Below are 21,563 nucleotides of genomic sequence, written 5' to 3' on the forward strand. Positions count from 1 at the left end.
GTACGGAGGCCAGCGTGGCTCACCTCAGGTTCCCCCGCCGTACCGCGGCCGTGGCGCTCCTCGCCGCGGCGCTCCCGCTCGCGTCCGCCGGCGCCGCCTCGGCCAAGACGGCGCCACAGTTCGACGAACAGGTGCTGTTCGCCCAGCACACCGACGGTTACTACTGCTTCCGCATCCCCGCCGTCGTCCAGGCGCTCGACGGCACCCTGCTCGCCTTCGCCGAAGGGCGCGTCAACAGCTGCGGTGACAAAGGCGACATCGACCTGGTGCTGAAGCGCTCCACGGACGGCGGCCGCACCTGGGGTCCCCTCCAGGTCGTCCTGCCCGGCAACGGCGACACCCGCGGCAACCCGGCCCCTGTGGTGGACCGGCGCACCGGCCGGATCGTCCTCATGACGACCTGGAACCCCGGGAACGACGACACCATCCGGCACCCGTTCGTGCAGTCCAGCGACGACGACGGCGCCACCTGGTCCGCGGCCCGCGACCTCACCGGTGAGCTCGTGAGGCCGGAGTGGAACTCCTGGTACGCCACCGGGCCCGGCCACGCCCTCCAGCTCCAGCACGGGCCGCACAAGGGACGCCTCATCGTCGCGGCCAACCACGAGGGCGACGGCGGCGCGCTGAAGGGCGGGCCGCAGGGCGGCCACCTCAACTACAGCGACGACGGCGGCCTCACCTGGAAGATCGGCGCCGACGACACCCGCCGCACCAACGACGTCAGCCCCGGCGAGCTCAGCGCGACCGAGCTCTCCGACGGCCGGATCTACGTCAACGCCCGCGACAACACCGGGACCGACCCGGGCAACCGCAACACCGCCACGAGCAGCGACGGCGGCCTGACCTTCGACCACCCGTTCCGCACCCTCCCGAAGCTCACCGCGCCCAAGGTCCAGGGCTCGGTCCTCAGCGTCGGCAGGCGCGTCTACCTGTCCGTGCCCGACCACCCGGTGACCCGCGAGGTCATGGCGGTGCGCGCCTCGGCCGACAACGGGCGCAACTTCCGATCAGTCGGCAAGGTCATCAACTGGGGCCCGTCCGCCTACTCCGACCTCGTGAGCCTCGGCGGCGACCGGCTCGGCCTGCTGTACGAGGCGGGGCAGGCCGGCCCGTACGAGCAGATCCGGTTCGCGCGGTTCAACACCGCCTACCTCGCGACGCCCAACGGCACCCCGCCGGGCCTGCCCAAGCCGCCGCAGCCCGGCCCGACCACCCCGGACGGCTCCGGCCACCACAACGACGGTTATGTCCGCGGCGGCATGGCCGCGGCCGGTGAGTTCGACGGCGTGGACGACTTCGTCCAGGTGCCGTGGAACCGCTCCCTGGACCTCGGCTCCGGCGACTTCACCTGGTCGGCGCGGATCCGCTACAGCGACACGTCCGGCACGCACTCGATCCTGTGGGCCTACCGCGTCGGCAGCGGCGCGCCACAGATCTGGCTGCGGGCCGAGCCGGCGAACAAGCGGCTCATCGGCACCGTCGGGACCGGTTCGGGCACCGCCATGGTGAGCACCGCGCAGCCGTACAACGACGGCCAGTGGCACGACGTCGTCCTGCGACGCACCGGGGGGCGGCTCACGCTCAGCGTCGACGGGCAGGCCACGTCGGTGGCCGACCCCGGTGGGTCGGTGACCGAGGGCAAGCAGTTCACGATCGACGGCATGGACGTCGGCCAGCGGCTGGACGGAGCGCAGCGCTTCCACGGCTCCATCGCGGACGTACGGGTCTTCGCCCGCGCGGTCCCGGACGAGGAGATCGCGACCGCCCGCCGCGACCTGCGGCTGTGGCTGCCGCTCGACCGGATCGACGCGGAAGGCGCGAACGACCGATGAACCGGATCGACGGTCTGCGGGACCGCGTGGGCATCGCCTACGGCGGTGACTACAACCCCGAGCAGTGGCCCGAAGAGGTCTGGGACGATGACGTACGGCTGATGAAGGAGGCCGGCGTCTCCCTCGTCAGCGTCGGCATCTTCTCCTGGGCGTCGGTCGAGCCGCGGCCGGGGGAGTACGACTTCGGCTGGCTCGACCGGGTGCTGGACCGGCTGGCCGCTGGTGGCGTCGCGGCGTGCCTGGCGACCATGACGGCCTCGCCGCCGCCCTGGCTCACCACGCGCCACCCCGAGATGCTCACCGTACGAGCGGACGGCTCGACGATCTCGCCGGGCGGACGGCAGCACTACTGCCCGTCCAGCCCGGTCTACCGCGAGCACGCCGTACGCCTGGCCGAGCAGGTCGCCGCCCGCTACGCCGGTCACCCGGCCCTGGCCATCTGGCACGTGAACAACGAGTACGGCAACGTCATCCCCTGCCACTGCGACGTGTCGGCGGCGGCCTTCCGGCGCTGGCTCGCGGACCGGTACGGCTCCGTGGAGGGCCTCAACGAGGCGTGGTCGACGCGGTTCTGGGCGCAGGGCTACGGGTCCTTCGACGAGGTGCTGCCGCCGCGTTCGCCGGCGCCGTTCACCAACCCCGCGCAGGAGCTGGACTACGCGCGGTTCACCTCCGACGAACTGCTCGCCTGCTACCTGGCCGAGAAGGAGGTGCTGAACCGCGTCACGCCGGACGTGCCGGTCACCACCAACTTCCCGCCGTCGTTGCGGCCCGTCGACCAGTGGGCCTGGGCCCCGCACGTCGACGTCATCGGGTACGACGCCTACCCCGATCCGCTCGACCCCGGCACCGAGGCCAAGATCGCCTTCTCCTACGACGTCATGCGCTCACTGCGCGACGGGCAGCCGTGGCTGCTGATGGAGCAGGCCCCCGGCGCGGTGAACTGGCGGCCCCGCAACGCCCCCAAGCCGCGCGGCGCGATGCGGCTGTGGAGCTGGCAGGCCGTCGCGCACGGCGCCGACGCGGTCATGTTCTTCCAGTGGCGGCAGTCCCGCGGCGGCGCGGAGAAGTTCCACTCCGCGATGGTCCCGCACGGCGGCCCGGCGACCCGGATCTTCGACGAGGTGCGCGAGCTGGGCCGGGAGCTGGCCGCCGCCCGCGGCCTGGCCGGCGCACGGACGCCGCGGGCCGACGTCGCGATGGTGCTGGACTGGCCGAGCTGGTGGGCGCTCGAGGGGCCGGCCCGCCCCAGCTCCGACCTGCGCCTCCTCGATGCCGCCTGGGCCTGCCACCGCCCGCTCCACGACGCCGGCGTCGCCTGCGACGTCGTACGCCCGGACGCGGACCTGTCCGGGTACCGGCTCGTCGCCGTGCCGAATCTCTACCTGACCTCCGAGGACGCCGCGCGCAACCTGGAGCGGTACGTCGAGGAGGGCGGCACGCTCGTCATGTCGTTCTTCTCGGGCATCGTGGATCCCTGTGACCGGGTCCACTTGGGCGGCTACCCGGCGCCGTTCCGGCGGATGCTCGGCCTGACCGTCGAGGAGTTCCACCCGCTGGCCGAGGACGCCTCCGTCGGGCTGTCCCAGGGCTCGGGGAGCCTGTGGTCCGAGGAGGTCCGTCTCGAGGGCGCCGAGGCCGTCGAGCGCTTCACGAGCGGCGCGCTCGCCGGGGAACCCGCCGTCACCCGGCACCGCTTCGGCCGCGGCGACGCGTGGTACCTCGCCACCCGGCCCGACCCGGCGACCATGCGCGGCCTCCTCGACCGCGTCCGTGAGGCGGCCGGTGTCGAACCGGTCCTGCCCGGCCTGCCCGACGGCGTCCAGGCCCGCGCGCGGGACACCGAGGACGGCCGGTGGTACGTCGTGCTGAACCACGGCGCCGAGCCCGCCGACGTGCCCCTGCCGACGGCGATGCGCGACGTGCTGACCGGAGCGGAGCCGACCACCTCGGTGCGCCTGGACCCACGCGGAGTCGCCGTGCTACGCCCGGCCTGACCGCGTCACCGAGCGCGCCGCCCACTTCAGCACCTGGGTGGCACGGGCCACCGCCCGGCCACCCAGGGCCGCGCCGACGACGACTCCGCCGAGGAGGGCGACGACGCCGACGACCGTACGAAGGGGGCCGAACGACGCCGGCAGCAGCCAGATCAGGGACAGGCCGGCCATCCCGCAGAGCATCGACACCGCGAGCACGACGACGACGATGAGAGCGGCGGCCAGGCCCGCGCCGCGAGGAGAGGTCCGCAGCCGCCGGTAGCCCGGCGCCCGCCGCCACAGGCGTGCGCCGTCCCGGCGCTGCGGCCGGGGCAGTCCCGCCCTGCCGCAGAAGGCGACCAGGTCCGCGCTCCAGGCCCCTTTGGCGCGCAGCAGCATACGGTCCTCGCCGTCGAGGAGGACCAGCCCCTCGCTCGGACCGCTCCGGTACCGCCGCCGGTAGTAGTGGCCCAGCGCCTTCACCGACGACCGTGGGACGGTCACACGCTGGCCGCCGAAGCCGTAACCGACCAGCAGGTCACCTTCGACGCGAAGCCGCACGGGCGTCCGGTCGAGCAGGTCGCGCGCCGGCCTCTGGGGCCGCAACTCCCGGGCCCCGCTGCCCGAGCCGCCATCACCTTGCGGATTCGTCCGATGATGGCCCTTCTTGGCCCGTTCTGCGCCCACCGCGGCATGGTATCCAGCGGAAACGCCGGACGGTTCGCATCAGCATGCGCACAACCGATCCAGTGCCGACTGGCTCTCATCGTCCGCGGCGCGGAAGATCAGCAACCGCTGATCCGGATCTTGAAGCGGCATGAGCACTTCGAAATTCACCGCGATCGCACCGGCGTCAGGATGCCGTATCACCTTGCGTCCGCGGCCGTTGACCTCGATGTCCCGCTCGGCCCACAATCGCGCGAACTCCTCGTCTCGAGTGATGAATTCGGCGATGAGGTCGGTCAACGCCCGATCCTCCGGATGCGCGGCCCACGCGGCGCGCAGGTGGGCGACCCCCTCCCGCACGACGCGTTCCCGGTCGACGTAGAACTCGCGTATCTCCGGATGCAGCAGGCACAGCCACATCGAATTGCGCTGCGCTGGAGGAAGGGTGTCGAAATCCAGCAGCAGCCTCGTCATTTCGCGGTTCCAGGCCAGGATGTCGTAGCGGTGGTTCATCAGCATGGCCGGCAGCGGCGACAGGTCGGTGACCAGGTGGGCCAGCGGCGGCGCCGCGGTGGTGGCGGGCCTGCCGGCGTCGCGGGGGCGCTGCTGGGCCAGGTCGTAGAGGTAGGCGCGTTCGACGGGGGAAAGGCGCAGCGCCCGGGCCAGCGCCTCCACCACGTCCGCTGAGGGCCGCAGCCCGCGACCCTGTTCCAGCCGCACGATGTAGTCGACGCTGACCCCGGCCAGTTCGGCGACCTCTTCGCGGCGCAGTCCCGGGGTCCGCCGGGCCTGCCGGCGCGATGGCAGACCGAGATCGCGCGGGTCCAGCCGTTCGCGCCGGGTCCGCAGGAACGCGGCCAGCTCCCGCGCCGGCTCCACGGTGTGGGTGATCATGCTCGTTCCAACAGCCAGGGTAGGACCGGCGTTCCCAGGAACCCCTTTCCCTTAACCCCGGCGCGCGGCGGTCACAGTCTTGTTCTCGACAACGGATCATGAGCACAGGAGGACACGATGTCGCTCACCCTCGATACCTACCGGCTGCTGGGCCGCTCCGGGCTGCGGGTCTCACCGCTGGCGCTGGGCGCGGCGACCTTCGGCACCGATTGGGGCTGGGGAGCCGAGCAGGACGAGGCGCGCAAGCTGTTCGACCTCTACGTCGAGCGAGGCGGCAACTTCATCGACACCGCCAACACCTACACCAATGGCAGCTCCGAGCGTCTGCTGGGCGAATTCACCCGCGACAACCGCGAAAGCCTGGTGCTGGCAACGAAGTACACGACGCTGCGCCGGCCCGGCGACCCGAATTCCGGGGGCGGCCACCGCAAGAGCCTGTTCGCTTCGGTGGAAGCGAGTCTGCGACAGCTCAACACGGACTACATCGATCTGCTCTACCTGCACGTGTGGGATTTCACGACACCGGTCGAGGAGATCCTGCGCGGCATGGACGATCTGGTGCGCCAGGGCAAGGTCTTGTACGTGGCGATCTGCAACGCCCCGGCCTGGCAGGTGTCGCGCATGCAGGCGATCGCGGACCTGCGCGGCTGGTCGCCGCTGGTCGCGCTGCAGATCGAATACAACCTGATCGAGCGTGGCGGGGAACGTGACCTGATCCCTATGGCACGGGAGATGGGGCTGGGTGTGATTCCGTATTCGCCCCTGGCCGGCGGGGTGCTCACCGGCAAGTACGGCCGCGACGACCTGACCGCGGCGAACGTCGCGTCCGACGACGGCACCCGCAAGAGCTTCAACCTCGCCTTGGGCGTGCTCACCGAGCGCAACCTGGCCATCGCCGATGTGGTGAAGGAGGTCGCCGCGGAGCTGGGCCGCACGCCCGCCCAGGTCGGGCTGGCCTGGACCCTGCGGAATCCGAGCGTGACGGCACCGATCATCGGCGCCCGCACCCCCGCGCAACTGGAGGACAATCTGGGCGCCCTGGAGGTCGACTTCACCGCCTCCCAGCTGGCCCGCCTCGACGAGGCCAGCGCGATCGGACTCGGGTTCCCGCACGACATGCTCGCCAGCGACCACATCCGCAATGTGACCGCAGGCGACTTGAAGATCGAGACCCGCCGCTGACATCCGATCGAGGAGCGCGCCCTGGGGCCGGGCCGGTGGTGCCCTGCGGTCAGGGGGCGGCCGGGTCGCGTCGGTCGGCGGGCGGGTTCAGCAGGGCGCTCGCGGAGTCGTGGATCTTGGTCAGCGCGCTGAGGAGGTGCCGGCGTTCGTCCGGGGTGAGGTCGGCGGTGACCCTTTCCTCGATCAACCGCCGTTCCCTCTCGATGGGCTCCTGAAGCGCGCGTCCGGCGTCGGTGAGCCAGAGCCGGACCAGGCGGTTGTCCCGGTCGTCGCGACGGCGGGTGAGCAGGCCGGCGGTGGCCATCCGGGTGGCCGCCTTGACCACGTTGGCGGTGGTGACGTTCAGCGCGGCGGCGACCTCGCCGGGGGTGCGGCCGTCCTGCCGCCACAGCACCGCGAGCAGGTGGTCCTGGCCGAGGTGCAGGCCGTGCCGCCGCACGGCGGCCTCGGCCACCGCCCGGACCGCCTTGGAGGTCTTGCCGTGCAGGTCCAGGAACTCGGGCATCGCAGGGCCTCCAGTGATCTCTCGCGGATCCCGGCGTCCGCCGGTGCGGCACGGGCCGATTGACAGTAAATCGTTAACCGGTTAGCGTTCTCGCGAATTCATTAACCGGTAAACGACTTGAGGGGTCCTCATGATACTGGTCACCGGCGCGACCGGGAACGTCGGCCGCGAGCTCGCCCGTGAGCTGGACGCCGCCGGCGTGGGCTTCCGCGTCCTGGTCCGCGACCCGGCCCGCGCCGCCGCCCTGCCCGAGCGCGCCGAACGCGTCGTCGCGGACCTGGGCGACCCGGCGACGCTGCCGCCCGCCTTCGCCGGCGTCGACCGGCTGTTCCTGCTCACCCCCGGCATCGGCCTCGACCACACCGCCCACGCCGTCGCCGCCGCCCGGGCCGCCGGCGTGGGCCACATCGTGCACCTGTCGTCCTTCAACGTCCTCGGCGACCCGATGCCCGCCATGGGCCGCTGGCACCACGAACGCGAGCAGGTGATCCGCGCCTCCGGGATCCCGGCCACGTTCCTGCGACCCGGCGGCTTCATGACCAACGCCTTCGACTGGCTGCCCACCGTCCGGGAGGGCGGCTACGTCCTCGACCCGATCGGCCCCGGCCGCTACGCGCCGATCGACCCGGCCGACATCGCCGCCGTCGCCGCCCTGGCCCTGACCGGTGACGGCCACCAGGGCCGGGAGTACGTCATCACCGGGGACGAGCTGTTCACCGTCGCCGAACAGGTCGAGATCCTCGCCGCGGCGGCCGGCCGGGACATCGAGGTCCGGGCGGTGGCCACCCCGCAGGAGGCCGTCGCCTCCCGCTTCCCCCACGGAGCGCCCCCGGCGCTGGCCGACGCCATCATCGAGGGGTTCGCGCTCATGCGCGCCGACACCGCCGGATTCCGCAGCGGCACCGTGGAGCGCCTGCTCGGCCGTAAGCCCCGTACCTTCGCCGACTGGTGTGCCCGCAACGCCGACGCCTTCCGGCGGGCCACCGCCTGACCGCGTTGAGGTCAGTGGGCGGGGGAGGGGCGGTGGCCGAGGCGCTGGGAGAGGACGGCGGCGCCCTTGCGGACGAGGGCGCTCAACTCCTCGCGCCGCCGGTCGTCCCAGCGGATGCTCGGCACCGAGATGCTCATCCCGGCGACCATGACGGGCGTGTGGTCGTAGACGGGCGCGGCGACGCAGAACACGGCCTCGTTCGACTCGCACTCGTCGTACGACAGGCCCTGCCGCCGGATGTCGTCCAGGTGCGTCCGCAGCCGTACGGGCGAGGTGACGCTGTGGTCGGTCATGGCGGTCAGCTCGCCGTCGAGCGGGTAGGCGGCGTCCAGGGCCTCGGGCGTCAGGCCGGACAGCAGCATCTTGCCGACGCCGGTGCAGTGCGCCGGCAGGCGCCGCCCCACGGCGGAGACCATGCGGACGGGATGGGTGCTGTCGGCCTTGGCGATGTACACGACGTCGGTTCCGTCGAGGACCGCGACATGGACCGTCTCGTCGCATTCGGCGGCGACGAGCTGGGCCGCCTCGCGCGCCTCGTGGGCGAGGTCGAGCTGGTCGGCGAAGACGCTGCCGAGCTGGAACAGCCGCATGCCAAGGCGGTAGCGGGTCGGCTGCCCGGGCGTCGGGATGAGGTAGGCCCGCTCGGTCAGCGTGGTGACCAGTTCGTGGACCGTCGTCCGCGGCAGCCCGAGGCGTTCGGTGATCTCCGGAGCGGACAGGGTGGGCCGGTCCAGGAAGAGCTCGAGGATGTCGAGGGCACGAGTCACCGCCGGTACCGCACGCCCCATCACGGCCGCCTTCCCGAACGCCGTACGAAATCCCGGACAGACTAGGAAGCCTCCTCCGGCGGTGTCAATGATCCGCCCGCGCCGCCGGCCGGGCTTCCGTCCGGGTGAACGGACGGTCGTCCCGCTCTCACGTTCCGTGGAGCTGGCCTGATGAGGCCATGAGCGTCCATGCCGCCGATTCCGGTGCTATCACTCGATGTATCGACATCGAAGCGGAGAGTGGTCATGACGAGGAACGGTGGCGGGCCGTACGACGAGATCCTCTACCTGACGGCCGGGCTGGCCGACCTGGTGACGGGCGGGCTGCGGGGCGCCGCCCGGCGCCTGCCCGGCCTCGGGGAGGTACGAGAGGAGCTGCGGGCGCGCGGCGAGCTGGCGGTCCGGCGCACCGGCCCGGAGCCCGAGTCGCACATGGAGGTGCTGGCCCGCCGGGTCGCCGAGCGGGGTACGGATGACTGACCTGCGGTTCCGGGTCGACCGCGCCCTGACGGAGTTCGTCGAGACCGAGCTCGGGGAGCTGCTCGCGCTCGACGGAGGGCTCACGCCCGTCGCCGAGCAGATGCGCGTCTCGATCGCCGGCGGCAAACGGATCCGCCCGGCGTTCTGCTACTGGGGGTGGCGGGCGTCGGGTCAGCCGGACACCGACGCGATGGTACGGGCGGCGGCGGCCCTGGAGCTGGTGCACGCCGCGGCGATCGTCCACGACGACATCATCGACCGGAGCCCGCTCCGGCGCGGCCGCGTGACGGCGCACGAGAGGCTCGGCGACGGCCTGGCCATCATGATCGGGGACCTGCTGATGGCGTGGGCGGGGCAGCTCTTCCATGCGTCGGGTCTGCCACGGACGTTCCTGGCCCGGGCCCTGCCCGTCTGGGCCACGATGGGCCGCGAGCTGGTGGCCGGCGAATGCCTGGAGATCCTCCGCACCGGAGGCGCGCCCGACCTGGCCCGTTCCCTGGCGATCGTGCGGTTCAAGACCGGGTCGTACACCGTCGAGCGGCCGCTGCAGATCGGCGCCGTGCTCGGGGGAGCCGACCCCGCGACGCTGCGCGCGCTGGCGGCGTACGCGCGTCCGCTCGGTGAGGCGTTCCAGCTCCGTGACGACCTGTGGGGCGTGTTCGGCGACCCCGCGCGGACCGGCAAGTCGGCACTGGACGACCTGACGGGCCGCAAGCCGACCGCGTTGCTGGCCCTGACACTGGCCCGGGCGACGGGGCCCGACCGGCGGCGGCTGGGCGACCTCATCGACGGTCCGGTCACCCCGTCCGACGCCGCCGAGATCCGGGACATCATGCGGCGGTCCGGTGCGCCCGCCGAGGTCCGGCAGATGATCGACGACCGCGCCGAGACCGCTCGCGCGGCGCTCCGCGGCTCCCGGCTGGCCCCCGAGGCCGCCACCGCCCTGACCCGACTGATCTGCGAGGCGACCGCTGATGAATGAGTACACCGACGAGTACCTGGACGGCCTGCGCCTCAAGGGCGACGAACTGGCCGACGCGACCGTCGAGGCGCTGTTCGCCGGAGCGGAGGTGGCCAGGTACAACACGCTCATGCGCTGGTTCACCGTCTCCGGCCAGGCACTGCCCGAGGACGTCCCCGACGCCGCCCGTGACTACCTGGAGGCGACGGCGACCCCGCCGGAGTGGGTCGACTGGGCGGTCATGGAGCGGGCCCGGCAGTTCTTCATCGACAACGACGTGCATATCTCGACCGCCCTGTCGTTCGCCGCGATGCCGGCGTGTTACGTCGTCCCGCACATCGCCAAGCTGCTGTCCGCGACGCACTCGCTGGCCTACCCGTCGCGGCGCATGGCCGAGACCGGGCAGTTCACCGTGTACCTCATGCGACCGGACGCGTTCGAGGCCGGCGGCCGGTTCCTCCCGGCGGCGCAGAAGGTCCGGCTGCTGCACGCCTCCATCCGCCGGCACCTGAAGGAGGCGGGCAAGTGGCCGGAGCCCGTCCCGATCTGCCAGGAGGACATGCTCGGCGGGCTGATGATGTTCAGCATCCAGGTGCTGGACGCACTGCACCGCATGGGCGTCCACATCACTCCCGACGGCGCCGAGGCGTACTACTACGCCTGGCGGGTGGTGGGCGCGGTGCTCGGCTGCGATCCGGCGGCCATCCCGCCCGACCTCGAGGCGGCCCGCCGGTTCTCCGACCGGTACATGCTCCGCCACATGGGACCGTCCCCCGAAGGGGCGCACCTCACCGGGCAGTTGATCGAGATGTACGAGGGGGTCGTCCCCGGCACGCTCCTGGACCCGGTGGTCCCCGCGCTCATCCGCTTCCTGGTCGGCGACACCACGGCCGACTGGCTCCAGGTCCCGCGGTCGCGCTGGGACTCCGTCATCGGGGTCGCCCCGGTCCTCCTCGGCGCGCTCGAACGCTTCGAGGACCGCGGGCCCTGGGCCGCGCAACTGTCCGACCGGCTCGGCCGCCTGGTCTCGGTGCTCGAACTGTCCTCCCTGACCCGGGGGCGCGTCATGCACTACGCCATCCCGCAGGAGCTGAAGGCCGAGTACGGCGTGCGCTCACCGATCTCCCGCTGGACCCCGCCACCCCCGGCCGACCTCTCCTGAATTCCGCGCGAGGATCCGCGATATCGGACACAGGGCGCTTTTAGTGCGATATTTCGCGAACAGTCGATTGTCGGGCGCGAAGTCCTTTTACAAAGGTCGACGATGACGTCCCTTGACAGCTTTCGCGGGGGAACTTAGCGTCTGGCCGCAGACCTCGGACAATGTTCGAAATATCGAACAGAGTGGACGGTCTGTGGCGGGCAGGCCACCGGCCTCTTCGCGGCTTCCTGGCAATGGCGCACATCGGAGACCGCCTGATCGGGGGCGGGCGGCGGATGCGCATCCCGGCCGTTCGCGGCCACAGAAAGGAGCTTTCGTGCCCCTCCGCCCCAAGAAGACCCTCCTGATCGGCGTCGCCGCGCTCGCAGCGCTGGTGACCGGTATGCTGCCCGCGGCGAACGCCACCGCAGCGCCGAGCCCGACCATCTCCAAGGACCTGTTCGGCACGCTGTCCGACGGCACCAAGGTGTGGCGCTACACCCTCAGCAGCAGCGCCATCAGCGTCAAGATCATCACGTACGGCGGCATCGTCCAGCGGCTCGACGCCCCCGACCGGCACGGACATCGCACCAACGTGGTGCTCGGCTTCCCCAAGCTGGACGACTACGTCGCCAAGAACAACCCGGGGCCGTACTTCGGCGCGCTGATCGGCCGGTACGGCAACCGCATCGCCAAGGGCACCTTCACGCTTGATGGAACGACCTACCACCTGCCGCTCAACAACAACGGCAACTCCCTGCACGGCGGTCCGAAGGGCTTCGACACGAAGGTCTGGACCGCCACCCCCGTCACGACCAAGGACGCGGTCGGGGTGCGGCTCGACTACACCAGCCCGGACGGGGACATGAACTACCCCGGCACCCTCAAGACCTCCGTGACGTACACGCTGAGCGGCAGCTCCCTGCGCCTCGACTACCGCGCCACCACGGACAAGGCCACGATCGTCAACCTGACCAACCACTCCTACTTCAACCTCGCGGGGGAGGGGTCCGGCGGCATCTACGACCACCGGCTGCGCCTCAACGCGGACCGCTACACCCCCGTCGACTCCACCCTCATCCCGACCGGGCAGCTCGCGCCGGTCGCCGGCACGCCGATGGACTTCACCAAGGCCACGCCGATCGGCGCGCGCATCCGGGACGGCTTCCAGCAGCTCGCCTACGGGCAGGGCTACGACCACAACTGGGTGCTGAACGGCTCGGGCTTCCGGCTCGCCGCCGAGGTCGGCGAGCCGACGAGCGGCCGGGTGCTGAAGATCTACACCGACCAGCCCGGCATCCAGTTCTACTCGGGGAACTTCCTCGACGGCACGCTGTACGGCACGAGCGGCCGGCAGTACCGCCAGGGAGACGGGTTCGCGCTGGAGACCCAGCACTTCCCCGACTCGCCGAACCATTCGAACTTCCCGTCCACCGTGCTGCGCCCCGGGCAGACCTACCGGACCTCGACCGTCTGGTCCTTGTCCGCGCACTGACCCCGGCAGTGTCGCCCGGAGCCGCCCGTACGCGGGCTCTGGGCGGCACGACCGCTCAGCCGAGGCTCCAGAGGCGGACGGTCGCGTCGTCGCCGGCCGTGGCGAGGGTCCTGCCGTCGGGGGCGAAGGCGACGGCGTCGACGACGCCCGTCCGCGTCGAGAGCGTGGTGGCGGGCCGCCGCGCCAGGGCGTCCCACAGCAGTACGGTGTCGCCCCCGGCGCAGGCCAGGATCCGGCCGTCCGGGCTGAACGTCACGCCGTTGACACGGCCGGGAAGGTCGGGCAGGGCCGCCACGAGCCGGTGGGTGGCGACGTCCCACAGGCGCACGCGGCCGTCGTAACCGCCGGCCGCCAGGGTCCGGCCGTCCGGGCTGAACGCCATGCCCACGATCAGCGAGGTCAGCCGGGTCACGATGACGGAGCGGGCGGGCCGGGCGGTGTCCCACAGCCGGATCGCCCAGGTGCCCGCGGTGGCCAGGATGGCCCCGCGCGGCGCGAAGGCGGCGGTGAACATGCTCTCGCCGTGGGCCGGCAACGTGGCGACGGCGCGGTGGTCCGTGACGCTCCACAGGCGCACCTCGTCCCCCGCGCTCGCGAGGACCGCGCCGTCCGGACTGAAGGACAGGGCGCTGACCCCGTTGCCGTGCGTGTCCAGCGTCGCGATCCGGGTACGCCCGTCGCCGCTCCACAGCAGCACCTTGCCGTCGTATCCCGCGGTCGCCAGGGTCCGGCCGTCCGGGCTGAACGCCGCGGCGAACACGTCGTACGCGTGGCCGGTGAGGGTCGTCGTGAGCCGCCGGTCGGCGAGGTTCCACAGCCGTACGGCGTGGTCCGCGCCGCCGGCGGCGAGAGTGCGCCCGTCCGGGCTGAAGGCCACCGTGTAGATCTCACTCGGGCCCGCGGGCATGGAGGCCAGGAGCCGTGGAGCCGCGGTCGCCGGGCGGGGCCGCCTCTGTGCCTGCCGCGCGGCGTAGTAGTCGTGGTTCGGAACGGTCACGAGGGCGAGCGCGAGGGCCGCGACCGGCGCGGCGATGAGCATGGTGCGGTGGCGCCCGTGCCACACTCGTGCGCGGGGCGAGGCGTGGCCCGGGCGGGTCAGGTCGCCGGGCGCGTCCGCCGGCCGCCCGTGCCCGGCTCCCGCCCCCGCCATGGAACGGGCCCGGTGGACGTCCGATCCCGCGGATCGTCCGGACGGCCGGGCCCGGTCGGCGACGGCGGCGAGGAGGACGGCGGTCGTGCCGGCTCCGAGGCGTTCACCGACGTCCTTGCGGAGCAGCCCGTCCAGGACCGGGCCGAGCGGGCCGGCGTGCGGTGCCGGAACCGGCTCCTCGGTGATGATCGAGTGCAGCATGGCGTTCGGGTTCACGCCGTTGAACGGCCGCCGGCCCTCGACGGCGTAGAACATCGTGGCGCCGAGCGACCAAAGGTCGGACGCCGCGACGGCGGGTTCGCCACGGGCGCGTTCGGGCGCGAGGTACGCGGGGGCGCCCATGACGACGTCGGACTGGGTGAGGGCCGGGTCGCCCTCGACGGTCGCGAGCCCGAAGTCACCGAGCACGACCCGCCGGCCCGCGAGCAGGACGTTGCCGGGCTTGACGTCGCGGTGCAGCACCCCGGCCAGGTGCGCGGCGCGCAGGGCGTCGAGTAACTGCAGGCCGATGTCGGCGACGCGCTGCGGAGGCAGCGGGCCGTACGTGCGCACCAGCTCACTCAGAGACCGCCCGTGAACGTACTCCATGATGATCCACGGATCGTCGCCGTCCTCGACGACGTCATGCACGGTGACGACGCCGGGATGGTCGAGCCGGGCCGCCGAGCGGGCCTCCTGGAGGGTCCGCCGGCGCTGTTCGGTGCGCTGCTCGGCCGTGGAGTACGTGGGAAGGAACAGGCGCTTGGCGGCGACGTCGCGCTGCAGGCGTTCGTCGCGGGCGCGCCACACCACCGCGAAACCGCCCCGGCCGATCTCCTCGAGGAGACGGTACTGCCCGGCGATCAGCCGCCCTCGGCCATCCGGCATGGCAGGACGATAACCGTCGGCCCGCCCCGGAGGATAGGGACCATCGGTCCGTCGTCCCCGGGCGGCCCCCGGCCGCAGCCGCTGCGGGGACGGCCGGGGATCATCAGGGCTCATCGGGTGCGGCTCGCGTACACGACCACGTCGCGCAGGTAGTGCCCGGACACCGGGTCGAACGCGCCGCCGCAGGTGATGACGCGCAGCTGCGGGTCGGGGGTCGCCCCGTAGACGTCCGCCGCGGGGAAGTCCTCCTTGGGGAAGGACCGCACGCGATCGACGGTGAAGGCCGCCACGCGGCCGGTCGCGTCGGTGACCAGGATCCGGGCGCCCGGCCGCAGGGTCGCCAGCCGGGTGAAGACGGCCGGACCCGTACGGGAGTCCACGTGCCCCGCGATCACGGCCGGTCCCGTGTCGCCGGGCCGGATGCCGTCGGCGAACCATCCGGCGTGCGCGGGATCGCGCGGCGGGAGGAGCCGCCCGCGCGTGTCCGTCGTCAGGCGGTCCAGCGGCGATCGTACGCCGATCTCGGGGATCCGCAGCGTCACCGGCTCGGCGTACGCGCCGGGCCTTCCTCCGCGCTCGCCGTCGGCATCCGTGCCGGGGCCGCTCCCGCGCTCGCCGTCGGCGTACGAGCCGGGCCTGATCGGGCGGTCGGCACCGGCGTACGGGCCGGGTCGGTCCACCCGGCCTCCCTCGGCCGGTCCGGTGGGCAGCGGGATCAGCAGGGCGGAGACCACCCACGGCGGCGGGGCGACCCGGCCGGCCAGCCCGCCGAGCCCCGCCTCGACCGGGCCGCGCGGCGTCCGGCGGGGCCCCGCGGCGTCGCGCAGGTCGAGCAGGCGCGGTCCCGACGTCCCGTCGAGCACGAACAGCGTGTGCACGGAACCGGCGCGCAGCGTCACCCGTGACGTCACGGGCGCCCCGGACCCGTCCGTGACGCGGAGCGTGGTCGCCCCCGCCCGCAGCGAACGGTAGGAGGTGACCTCCGGGAACCGCAGGTCCCCGGCGAGGGTGCGGCCTTCGGCGGTGACGGTCAGGACCGGCCGCCGCAGCGACGCCTGGATGACGCGGAGCGCCACGCGGCCGGTCGGCGCGGTGCGCGCGTCCTCCAGGATCCTGAGCGTGAGGCTCTTGTACGGGCCGAGGCCCGCGACGGTGTAGGCGGCGCGCGGGCGTACGTGGACGTGGGCCGACAGCACCGGCGGGCTCGTCGCGGCCGCGTCGGCGGGGCGCATCGCGACCGTGTAATCGCCGCCGCCGAGCCGCTGGTACGGCGAGAGCACGCCGTAGCCGACGTGCTTGAGCACCAGGCGCGGCGTGCTCCGCCCCGCGGCGTACAGGTAGACGTCGACGGCGGGAGTGTCGGGGGACAGGTGCGCGAGCCGGAGGTAGCCGTCGCCCGGCGCGGCCAGCGCGGAGGAGGCGCCCGGCAGCACGACGCCTAAGACGGTGACGGCGACGATGACGGATCCGCGCATACTGCGGTTCCGGCCGGTGGACCACGGGGGACGGGGCGTCATGACGGTCTCCTGACAGGCTCGCGCCCGCGAGCGGCGCGGGCTGTTGGCGTCGACGGAAACGGTGCCGACCGGGAGGACCCGGCCGATCCTGCCGCTGCGTGAAGTCTTCCTCACGGAGCGCCGTCATGTCCGGTGATCCGGCCGATGCCCGGTGAAGCCGCCCGCCCCGGCGGGGCGGAAGGGCGGGCGGCGGAACGCGGCCGCCGGGCCAGGCGGCGCCGCCGGCGGTCACCGCCGGAGCCGGCCTGCCGACGGGCGGCCGGCGGCTCACGGCGGGAGCCGGGCGGCGGACTCGGCGGACGCGATCTGCCCTTCCAGTCGCTTGAGAACGGACAAAGGTTGCCGCCGAGCCACAATTCGCCGCGCCCCTTCTGGGCGGCGTGGTGTCCCAAAGCAGAGAAACCCGTATGGTCCAGGGGGGCTATTGCCACCCGCGCGGCACATGTGGTGCCATTTGAGCCCTCTAAGATCTTGATGTTTCAAAATTGTTGACGGAGACGGCGAGGCCATCAATGCGTTCTCCCAAGCGTTCCGGCAGGTGGTCCCTACGGACCAGGCTGCTGGTGCTGAGCCTCGTCCCGATCATCTGCCTGGCCGGGGTCTGGGCGTTCGCCGCCTTCCTCGCCTCCCGCGACGCGATCGGCAAGTACAAGGCGTCGACCGCGTACCACAAGGTCACCATCCCGGGCGCGAAGCTCGAGGCGGCGTTGCAGCGGGAGCGCGCGGTGTCGGCCGTCCTGCTGTCCACCAAGGGCCGGCAGGACCGGCAGGAGGTGACCGACGGCCGGGCCGCCGTGGACACCGCGCAGGCGGAGTTCCGCAGATCGGCGCTCTCGGGCGACGTCGAGCGCTCCGTCAACCCGACGACGCGCCAGCGGCTCGATGACCTGTGGCAGCAGCTCGACGGGCTCACCGCCCTGCGCGGCCGGGTCGACGCCCAGTCCGTGGACGGCCTCGGCGCGATCGGTGACTACAGCACCGTGATCGAGTCGGTGCTCCGGGTGTTCAGCACGATGATCGTCGTCGACGACGCGGAGATCTACCAGCAGGGCACGGCGCTGGTCGAGTCCGCCACGGCGCGCGAGTTCGTGATGCGTGAGGACGCCCTGGTGACCGCGGCGCTGGCGACCAGGAGCCACCGGATCAGCGCTCAGGCCTACAGCGTGTTCGCGCAGAGCGCCTACAACGAGCGCTACCTCTTCGACGCGGCGCGTTCGCGGGCGAGACCCGCCCTGCGCACTCCGTGGGACAAGATCGTCGACTCGCCGAGCTTCAACGCCTTCCGCTCGCTGGAGGACGCGATCATCGCGACGCGGCCCGGCGCCCGCCTGCCGGCGCAGTCCGTCTCCTGGCAGGCGACGATCGAGCCGCTGATGAGCGCCTGGTCGCAGGCGACCATCGACGCCGGCACGACGCTGACCAGCGAGACGAAACCGATCGAGCACCGATCCATCCTCTTCCTCTCCCTCACGGCGGGGATCGGGATCGTCGCGCTGGCGCTGTCGATCGTCGTCTCCCTCCTGTTCGGCCGGACGCTGGCGCGGGAGATGGCCGTCCTGCAGCAGGCCGCCCTCGACCTCGCCCAGGTCCGCCTGCCGCGGGTGATCAAGCGGCTGCGCGACGGCGAGGAGGTCGACGTCGAGGCCGAGAGCCCTCCGGTGCAGGGCGGCGGCAGCAAAGAGGTCTCCCGCGTCGCGGACGCCCTGGGCACCCTGCAGCGGACCGCCGTCGAGGCCGCCGTGGGCGAGGCGCGGCTGCGGAAGGGGATCAACAAGGTCTTCATCAACCTCGCGTGGCGCAACCAGTCGTTGCTCCACCGGCAGCTCGCGATGCTCGAGACGATGGAGAAGCAGGCCCGCGACCCGGACGTCCTCGACGACCTGTTCGCGCTCGACCATCTCACCACCCGCATGCGCCGCCACGCCGAGGGCGTGGCGATCCTGTCGGGCGCCGCGCCCGCCCGCGGCTGGCACAACCCGGTCGGCATCAAGGACATCCTGCGCGCGGCGGTCGCCGAGGTGGAGGACTACACGCGCGTCGTGGTCGAGTCCGCGACTCCGACGGCGCTCGAGGGTTCCATCGTCGCCGACACGACGCACCTGCTCGCCGAGCTGATCGAGAACGCCACGGCCTTCTCCCCGCCCACCACGCAGGTGCAGGTCCGCGGCGAGCTCGTGGCCCACGGCTACGCGATCGAGGTCGAGGACCGCGGCATCGGCCTCAACGACGAGGAGCTCGCCGAGGCCAATGAGAAGCTGGCGAACCCCCCGGAGTTCGACCTGCTCGACAGCGACCGGCTCGGCCTGTTCATCGTCGGCAGGCTCGCCACCCGGCATGGGATACGCGTCACCCTCGGCGCCTCGCCGTACGGCGGGGTGCGGGCGGTCGTGCTGGTTCCGCCGGACCTGCTGGCCGGCGACCAGGCGTTCGACTACGACGACGCGTTGCCGGAACAGTCCGCCATCGACCCGGCCTGGCGTGCGGTCGCCGAGGTCGAGGCGCCCATCGACCCGGCCTGGCGTGCCGTCGCCGAGGTCGAGGCGCCCGCCGTCCCGCCTCCGCCGTCCCCGACCGCGCCGCTGGAGATCGCGGCCCCGGTCGGCGGCGGCCAGTGGGAGGAGGCCCAGTGGTCGGACGACCAGGCCGCCCCCTGGCCCACCGACCAGCCTGCCCCCTGGCCCACCCCCGACTGGGTCGGCTCCGGCTGGGCCGGCGACGACATCCAGGCGCCGTACGAGGGCTGGACCGACGAGGACGCCCCCGAACTGCCGAGGCGCGTCCGCCAGGCGAACCTCGCACCGCAGCTCCGCAGGGAGCAGACCGGGCCGGAATCCACGGCCGACCAATCGATGACCACACGCCCGCCGGAGGAGACCCGGTCGCTCATGGCATCGCTTCAACGGGGTTGGCAGCGCGGCCGCCAGGCCCCGGACCTCGACGAGTAGCCGCGAAGGTGAGGGGCCGATGCTGGATACGACCGGTGAGCTGAACTGGTTGCTCGACGATCTCGTCGGGCGGGTCGCCCGGGTGCGCCACGCGATGATCCTGACCGGCGACGGACTGCCGATGGGGACGTCACGGGGGATGGACCCGGAGGAGTCCGAACGGTTCGCCGCGCTGGCGGCCGGGCTGTACAGCCTGGCCCGGACGGTGAGCGAGCGCGTCGAGGGCGGGGGTATCCGCCAGACGGTGATCGAGCTGGAGAAGGCGTTCATGTTCGTGGTCGCGGCCGGCGACGGCACGTGCCTGGCGGTCGTGAGCGAGGGCGACGCGAACATCGGCTTGATCGCGTACGAGATGGCGCGGCTGGTCAAGCGGGTCCGCCGCCATCTGGCCACATCCGCGCGCTCGGCGGCCGCGAGTCCGGACGGACCACCGGGGGGAGCGTGATCCCCCGTGACCGCGTCCAAGCGCCGATGGTTCGACGACGCGGCCGGCCCGGTGGTCCGGCCGTACGCGGTGAGCCGTGGCCGGACCCGGTCGTACGGAGAGACGCTCGACCTGCTGGCGGTCGTCGTGGGCCGGGCGCCGGCCAGGGCGGACCGGCGGTGGCTGGACCCGGAGCACCTGCGGCTCCTCGGCCTGTGCCGGCGGCCGATGACGGTCGCCGACCTCGCCGCCGACGTGGGGTTGCCGCTCGGTGTCGTCCGCGTCCTGCTGGGAGATCTTCAATATTGGGGCCTGATCAGCGTGCGGCCTCCCGACACGCGTTCGTACGCGCACGACGAACGGATACTCAGGACTGTGCTCAATGAGCTATACACACTTTGACTCCGGCGTCCCCGCGCAGGACTCGCCGCTGGCGATCAAGATCCTCATCGCCGGCGGGTTCGGGGCGGGCAAGACCACGTTGGTCGGCACGGTCAGCGAGATCCGGCCGCTGCGCACCGAGGAGGCCCTCACCAGCGCGGGGATCGGCGTCGACGACACCTCCGAGGTCGAGGCCAAGGAGACCACGACGGTGGCGATGGACTGGGGTCGCATCACCTTCCGGAACAACGTGGCGCTGTACCTCTTCGGGACCCCGGGCCAGCACCGGTTCTGGTTCATGTGGGACGAACTCGCCCGGGGAGCGGCCGGCGCGGTGGTCGTCGTCGACACCCGGCGGCTGGCCGACGGCTTCGCGGCGATCGACTACTTCGAGCAGCGCGGCACGCCGTTCGTCGTGGCCGTCAACCGCTTCGACGGCGCGCCGCGGTACGACGTGCACCGGGTCCGCGCGGCCCTCGACGTCGACCCCGACGTGCCGATCATCCTGTGCGACGTGCGGCGCCGGGAGTCGGCCAAGCTGGTCCTCGTGTCCATCGTCGAGCACGCGCTGCGCCTGGCCGGCCGGCGCGTCCCCGCGGGCTGAGGCCCGGCCGGCGCGGTCCCACCGGGCGAGGACCGGCCGGTGGCGCGCCCCCGCGTGCCGGGCGCGCCGACCGGAAGCGGACATTTTTCTGAACCATCGCCATGGTGGAACGTTCCATTGCATACTCGGCGGAGCGGAGGAAACCGCAGCGACCGGACCCGCCGTGGTGGCGCTTCGAGGGACGGCGTGAGAATGGCACGAGCGTCATCGACGAGCGAGGAGTCGAAGGAGGCCGCGTGAGCGAGCGAAGCGAGCGAACCATGAGCACAGCGCCTCTGGTCGCTCCTCCGACGAAGGAGGCCGCATGAGCGAGGCGAAGACCGAGATCCGTACCGAGGGGGCTCCCACTCCGCTGCCGGTGTTCTCCCAGGGGGTGCGCAAGGGGCCGATCCTTCAGGTGTCCGGCCAGGGCCCGCAGGACCCGGCGACGGGGGAGTACCTCCACGCCGGGGACGTGAAGGCGCAGACCCGCCGGACGCTCGAGAACGTCCGCGCCGTCCTGGAGGCGGGCGGGGCGTCGGTCGGGGACGTGCTGATGTTCCGCGTCTACCTCACCAGGCGCGCCGACTTCGCGCCGATGAACGAGGAGTACGCCGCGTTCCTCGAGGAGCACGTCAAGGACGGCGTCAAGCCCTGCCGGACCACGCTCATCGCCGAGCTGCCGAACGAGGCCATGCTCGTCGAGATCGACGCCCAGGCCGTCGTCGGCTGAGGGAGCGGCACCCCGACGCCGGACGCGGCGTCTCCGGCCCCGAGCCGCGCCGTGTCCACGAGGAGGACGCGGC

Annotated in this window: 19 protein-coding genes; 13 read left to right on the forward strand and 6 right to left on the reverse strand. The window is 72.5% G+C overall.

The genetic code is table 11. From position 1 onward, the window contains the following. Positions 1–14 precede the first annotated feature (14 nt). Both AB0L00_RS27060 and AB0L00_RS27065 read left to right on the forward strand, forming a co-directional pair. A complete protein-coding gene (locus tag AB0L00_RS27060) occupies positions 15–1,832 on the forward strand; it encodes a sialidase family protein (protein WP_364439672.1) in 1,818 nt (605 codons plus the stop codon). Then, the gene (locus tag AB0L00_RS27065; RefSeq protein ID WP_364439675.1) at positions 1,829–3,829 is read left to right on the forward strand and encodes a beta-galactosidase; all 2,001 of its coding nucleotides are present in this window, start codon (positions 1,829–1,831) and stop codon (positions 3,827–3,829) included. The genes AB0L00_RS27060 and AB0L00_RS27065 overlap by 4 nt, the downstream gene beginning before the upstream one ends. On the opposite strand, the gene AB0L00_RS27070 is transcribed toward AB0L00_RS27065, so the two are convergent. Together AB0L00_RS27070 and AB0L00_RS27075 are read right to left on the reverse strand one after the other, a co-directional pair. Beyond that, complete coding sequence (locus AB0L00_RS27070) at positions 3,815–4,495, reverse strand: hypothetical protein (RefSeq protein ID WP_364439678.1); 681 nt, start codon at positions 4,493–4,495, stop codon at positions 3,815–3,817. The genes AB0L00_RS27065 and AB0L00_RS27070 overlap by 15 nt on opposite strands. 39 nt (positions 4,496–4,534) lie before the next feature. Then, entirely contained in the window at positions 4,535–5,353 is an 819-nt protein-coding gene (locus AB0L00_RS27075; protein ID WP_364439681.1) for a helix-turn-helix transcriptional regulator, read from the reverse strand. 132 nt (positions 5,354–5,485) lie between these two features. Between AB0L00_RS27075 and AB0L00_RS27080 the strand changes: the two genes are divergently transcribed. Further along, on the forward strand, positions 5,486–6,550 hold the full coding sequence (locus AB0L00_RS27080; RefSeq protein WP_364439684.1) for an aldo/keto reductase: 1,065 nt from the start codon (positions 5,486–5,488) through the stop codon (positions 6,548–6,550). A gap of 49 nt (positions 6,551–6,599) precedes the next feature. Here AB0L00_RS27080 and AB0L00_RS27085 read toward each other — a convergent pair whose 3' ends face one another. After that, on the reverse strand, positions 6,600–7,055 hold the full coding sequence (locus AB0L00_RS27085; protein ID WP_364439687.1) for a MarR family winged helix-turn-helix transcriptional regulator: 456 nt from the start codon (positions 7,053–7,055) through the stop codon (positions 6,600–6,602). Positions 7,056–7,185: 130 nt separating this feature from the next. Here AB0L00_RS27085 and AB0L00_RS27090 point away from each other — a divergent pair, with 130 nt between their 5' ends. Next, positions 7,186–8,046: an NAD(P)H-binding protein gene (locus tag AB0L00_RS27090; RefSeq protein WP_364439690.1), complete on the forward strand. Its 861-nt coding sequence runs from the start codon at positions 7,186–7,188 to the stop codon at positions 8,044–8,046. 11 nt (positions 8,047–8,057) lie between these two features. On the opposite strand, the gene AB0L00_RS27095 is transcribed toward AB0L00_RS27090, so the two are convergent. Next, positions 8,058–8,834 carry an IclR family transcriptional regulator gene (locus AB0L00_RS27095; RefSeq protein ID WP_364439693.1) on the reverse strand — a complete coding sequence of 259 codons (777 nt, stop codon included), beginning with the start codon at positions 8,832–8,834 and terminating at the stop codon, positions 8,058–8,060. A 225-nt stretch (positions 8,835–9,059) separates the two neighbouring features. On the opposite strand from AB0L00_RS27095, the gene AB0L00_RS27100 reads away from it, so the two are divergent. The 4 genes from AB0L00_RS27100 (at position 9,060) to AB0L00_RS27115 (ending at position 12,890) form a co-directional block, all read left to right on the forward strand. Further along, positions 9,060–9,293 carry a hypothetical protein gene (locus AB0L00_RS27100; RefSeq protein ID WP_364439696.1) on the forward strand — a complete coding sequence of 78 codons (234 nt, stop codon included), beginning with the start codon at positions 9,060–9,062 and terminating at the stop codon, positions 9,291–9,293. Further along, entirely contained in the window at positions 9,286–10,275 is a 990-nt protein-coding gene (locus AB0L00_RS27105) for a polyprenyl synthetase family protein (protein WP_364439698.1), read from the forward strand. Before AB0L00_RS27100 ends, AB0L00_RS27105 begins: the two co-directional genes overlap by 8 nt. Further along, positions 10,268–11,416 (forward strand): oxygenase MpaB family protein, encoded by a 1,149-nt coding sequence (locus tag AB0L00_RS27110; RefSeq protein ID WP_364439701.1) that lies wholly within the window; start codon positions 10,268–10,270, stop codon positions 11,414–11,416. Before AB0L00_RS27105 ends, AB0L00_RS27110 begins: the two co-directional genes overlap by 8 nt. A gap of 316 nt (positions 11,417–11,732) precedes the next feature. Beyond that, complete coding sequence (locus tag AB0L00_RS27115; RefSeq protein WP_364439704.1) at positions 11,733–12,890, forward strand: aldose epimerase family protein; 1,158 nt, start codon at positions 11,733–11,735, stop codon at positions 12,888–12,890. Between the two features lie 55 nt (positions 12,891–12,945). Here the strand turns inward: AB0L00_RS27115 and AB0L00_RS27120 are convergent, their stop codons facing one another. Then, complete coding sequence (locus AB0L00_RS27120; protein WP_364439707.1) at positions 12,946–14,907, reverse strand: serine/threonine-protein kinase; 1,962 nt, start codon at positions 14,905–14,907, stop codon at positions 12,946–12,948. 110 nt (positions 14,908–15,017) lie between these two features. Further along, positions 15,018–16,424 carry a class F sortase gene (locus tag AB0L00_RS27125; RefSeq protein WP_364439710.1) on the reverse strand — a complete coding sequence of 469 codons (1,407 nt, stop codon included), beginning with the start codon at positions 16,422–16,424 and terminating at the stop codon, positions 15,018–15,020. A gap of 512 nt (positions 16,425–16,936) precedes the next feature. Between AB0L00_RS27125 and AB0L00_RS27130 the strand changes: the two genes are divergently transcribed. The 5 genes from AB0L00_RS27130 to AB0L00_RS27150 all read left to right on the forward strand — a co-directional run bounded on the left by AB0L00_RS27130 (position 16,937) and on the right by AB0L00_RS27150 (position 21,490). Then, on the forward strand, positions 16,937–19,369 hold the full coding sequence (locus AB0L00_RS27130) for a nitrate- and nitrite sensing domain-containing protein (RefSeq protein ID WP_364439713.1): 2,433 nt from the start codon (positions 16,937–16,939) through the stop codon (positions 19,367–19,369). 19 nt (positions 19,370–19,388) lie between these two features. Then, a complete protein-coding gene (locus AB0L00_RS27135) occupies positions 19,389–19,814 on the forward strand; it encodes a roadblock/LC7 domain-containing protein (RefSeq protein ID WP_345363529.1) in 426 nt (141 codons plus the stop codon). A 6-nt stretch (positions 19,815–19,820) separates the two neighbouring features. Continuing rightward, positions 19,821–20,195 carry a DUF742 domain-containing protein gene (locus AB0L00_RS27140; RefSeq protein ID WP_364439716.1) on the forward strand — a complete coding sequence of 125 codons (375 nt, stop codon included), beginning with the start codon at positions 19,821–19,823 and terminating at the stop codon, positions 20,193–20,195. Further along, a complete protein-coding gene (locus tag AB0L00_RS27145) occupies positions 20,176–20,778 on the forward strand; it encodes an ATP/GTP-binding protein (protein ID WP_364439719.1) in 603 nt (200 codons plus the stop codon). The genes AB0L00_RS27140 and AB0L00_RS27145 overlap by 20 nt, the downstream gene beginning before the upstream one ends. Positions 20,779–21,082: 304 nt before the next feature. Then, complete coding sequence (locus AB0L00_RS27150; RefSeq protein ID WP_364439722.1) at positions 21,083–21,490, forward strand: RidA family protein; 408 nt, start codon at positions 21,083–21,085, stop codon at positions 21,488–21,490. Positions 21,491–21,563 lie beyond the last annotated feature (73 nt).

Origin of the sequence: Actinoallomurus sp. NPDC052308 (assembly GCF_040679195.1) — a bacterium.
Classification (GTDB): domain Bacteria; phylum Actinomycetota; class Actinomycetes; order Streptosporangiales; family Streptosporangiaceae; genus Actinoallomurus; species Actinoallomurus liliacearum.

Bases quoted from the DNA above. Each gene is read 5' to 3' on its own strand.
- AB0L00_RS27065 (WP_364439675.1), top strand. From the start codon at position 1,829: ATGAACCGGATCGACGGTCTGCGGGACCGCGTGGGCATCGCCTACGGC.
- AB0L00_RS27080 (WP_364439684.1), top strand. From the start codon at position 5,486: ATGTCGCTCACCCTCGATACCTACCGGCTGCTGGGCCGCTCCGGGCTG.
- AB0L00_RS27085 (WP_364439687.1), bottom strand. From the start codon at position 7,055: ATGCCCGAGTTCCTGGACCTGCACGGCAAGACCTCCAAGGCGGTCCGG.
- AB0L00_RS27090 (WP_364439690.1), top strand. From the start codon at position 7,186: ATGATACTGGTCACCGGCGCGACCGGGAACGTCGGCCGCGAGCTCGCC.
- AB0L00_RS27095 (WP_364439693.1), bottom strand. From the start codon at position 8,834: ATGGGGCGTGCGGTACCGGCGGTGACTCGTGCCCTCGACATCCTCGAG.
- AB0L00_RS27100 (WP_364439696.1), top strand. From the start codon at position 9,060: ATGACGAGGAACGGTGGCGGGCCGTACGACGAGATCCTCTACCTGACG.
- AB0L00_RS27105 (WP_364439698.1), top strand. From the start codon at position 9,286: ATGACTGACCTGCGGTTCCGGGTCGACCGCGCCCTGACGGAGTTCGTC.
- AB0L00_RS27110 (WP_364439701.1), top strand. From the start codon at position 10,268: ATGAATGAGTACACCGACGAGTACCTGGACGGCCTGCGCCTCAAGGGC.
- AB0L00_RS27120 (WP_364439707.1), bottom strand. From the start codon at position 14,907: ATGCCGGATGGCCGAGGGCGGCTGATCGCCGGGCAGTACCGTCTCCTC.
- AB0L00_RS27125 (WP_364439710.1), bottom strand. From the start codon at position 16,424: ATGACGCCCCGTCCCCCGTGGTCCACCGGCCGGAACCGCAGTATGCGC.
- AB0L00_RS27130 (WP_364439713.1), top strand. From the start codon at position 16,937: ATGCGTTCTCCCAAGCGTTCCGGCAGGTGGTCCCTACGGACCAGGCTG.
- AB0L00_RS27135 (WP_345363529.1), top strand. From the start codon at position 19,389: ATGCTGGATACGACCGGTGAGCTGAACTGGTTGCTCGACGATCTCGTC.
- AB0L00_RS27145 (WP_364439719.1), top strand. From the start codon at position 20,176: ATGAGCTATACACACTTTGACTCCGGCGTCCCCGCGCAGGACTCGCCG.
- AB0L00_RS27150 (WP_364439722.1), top strand. From the start codon at position 21,083: ATGAGCGAGGCGAAGACCGAGATCCGTACCGAGGGGGCTCCCACTCCG.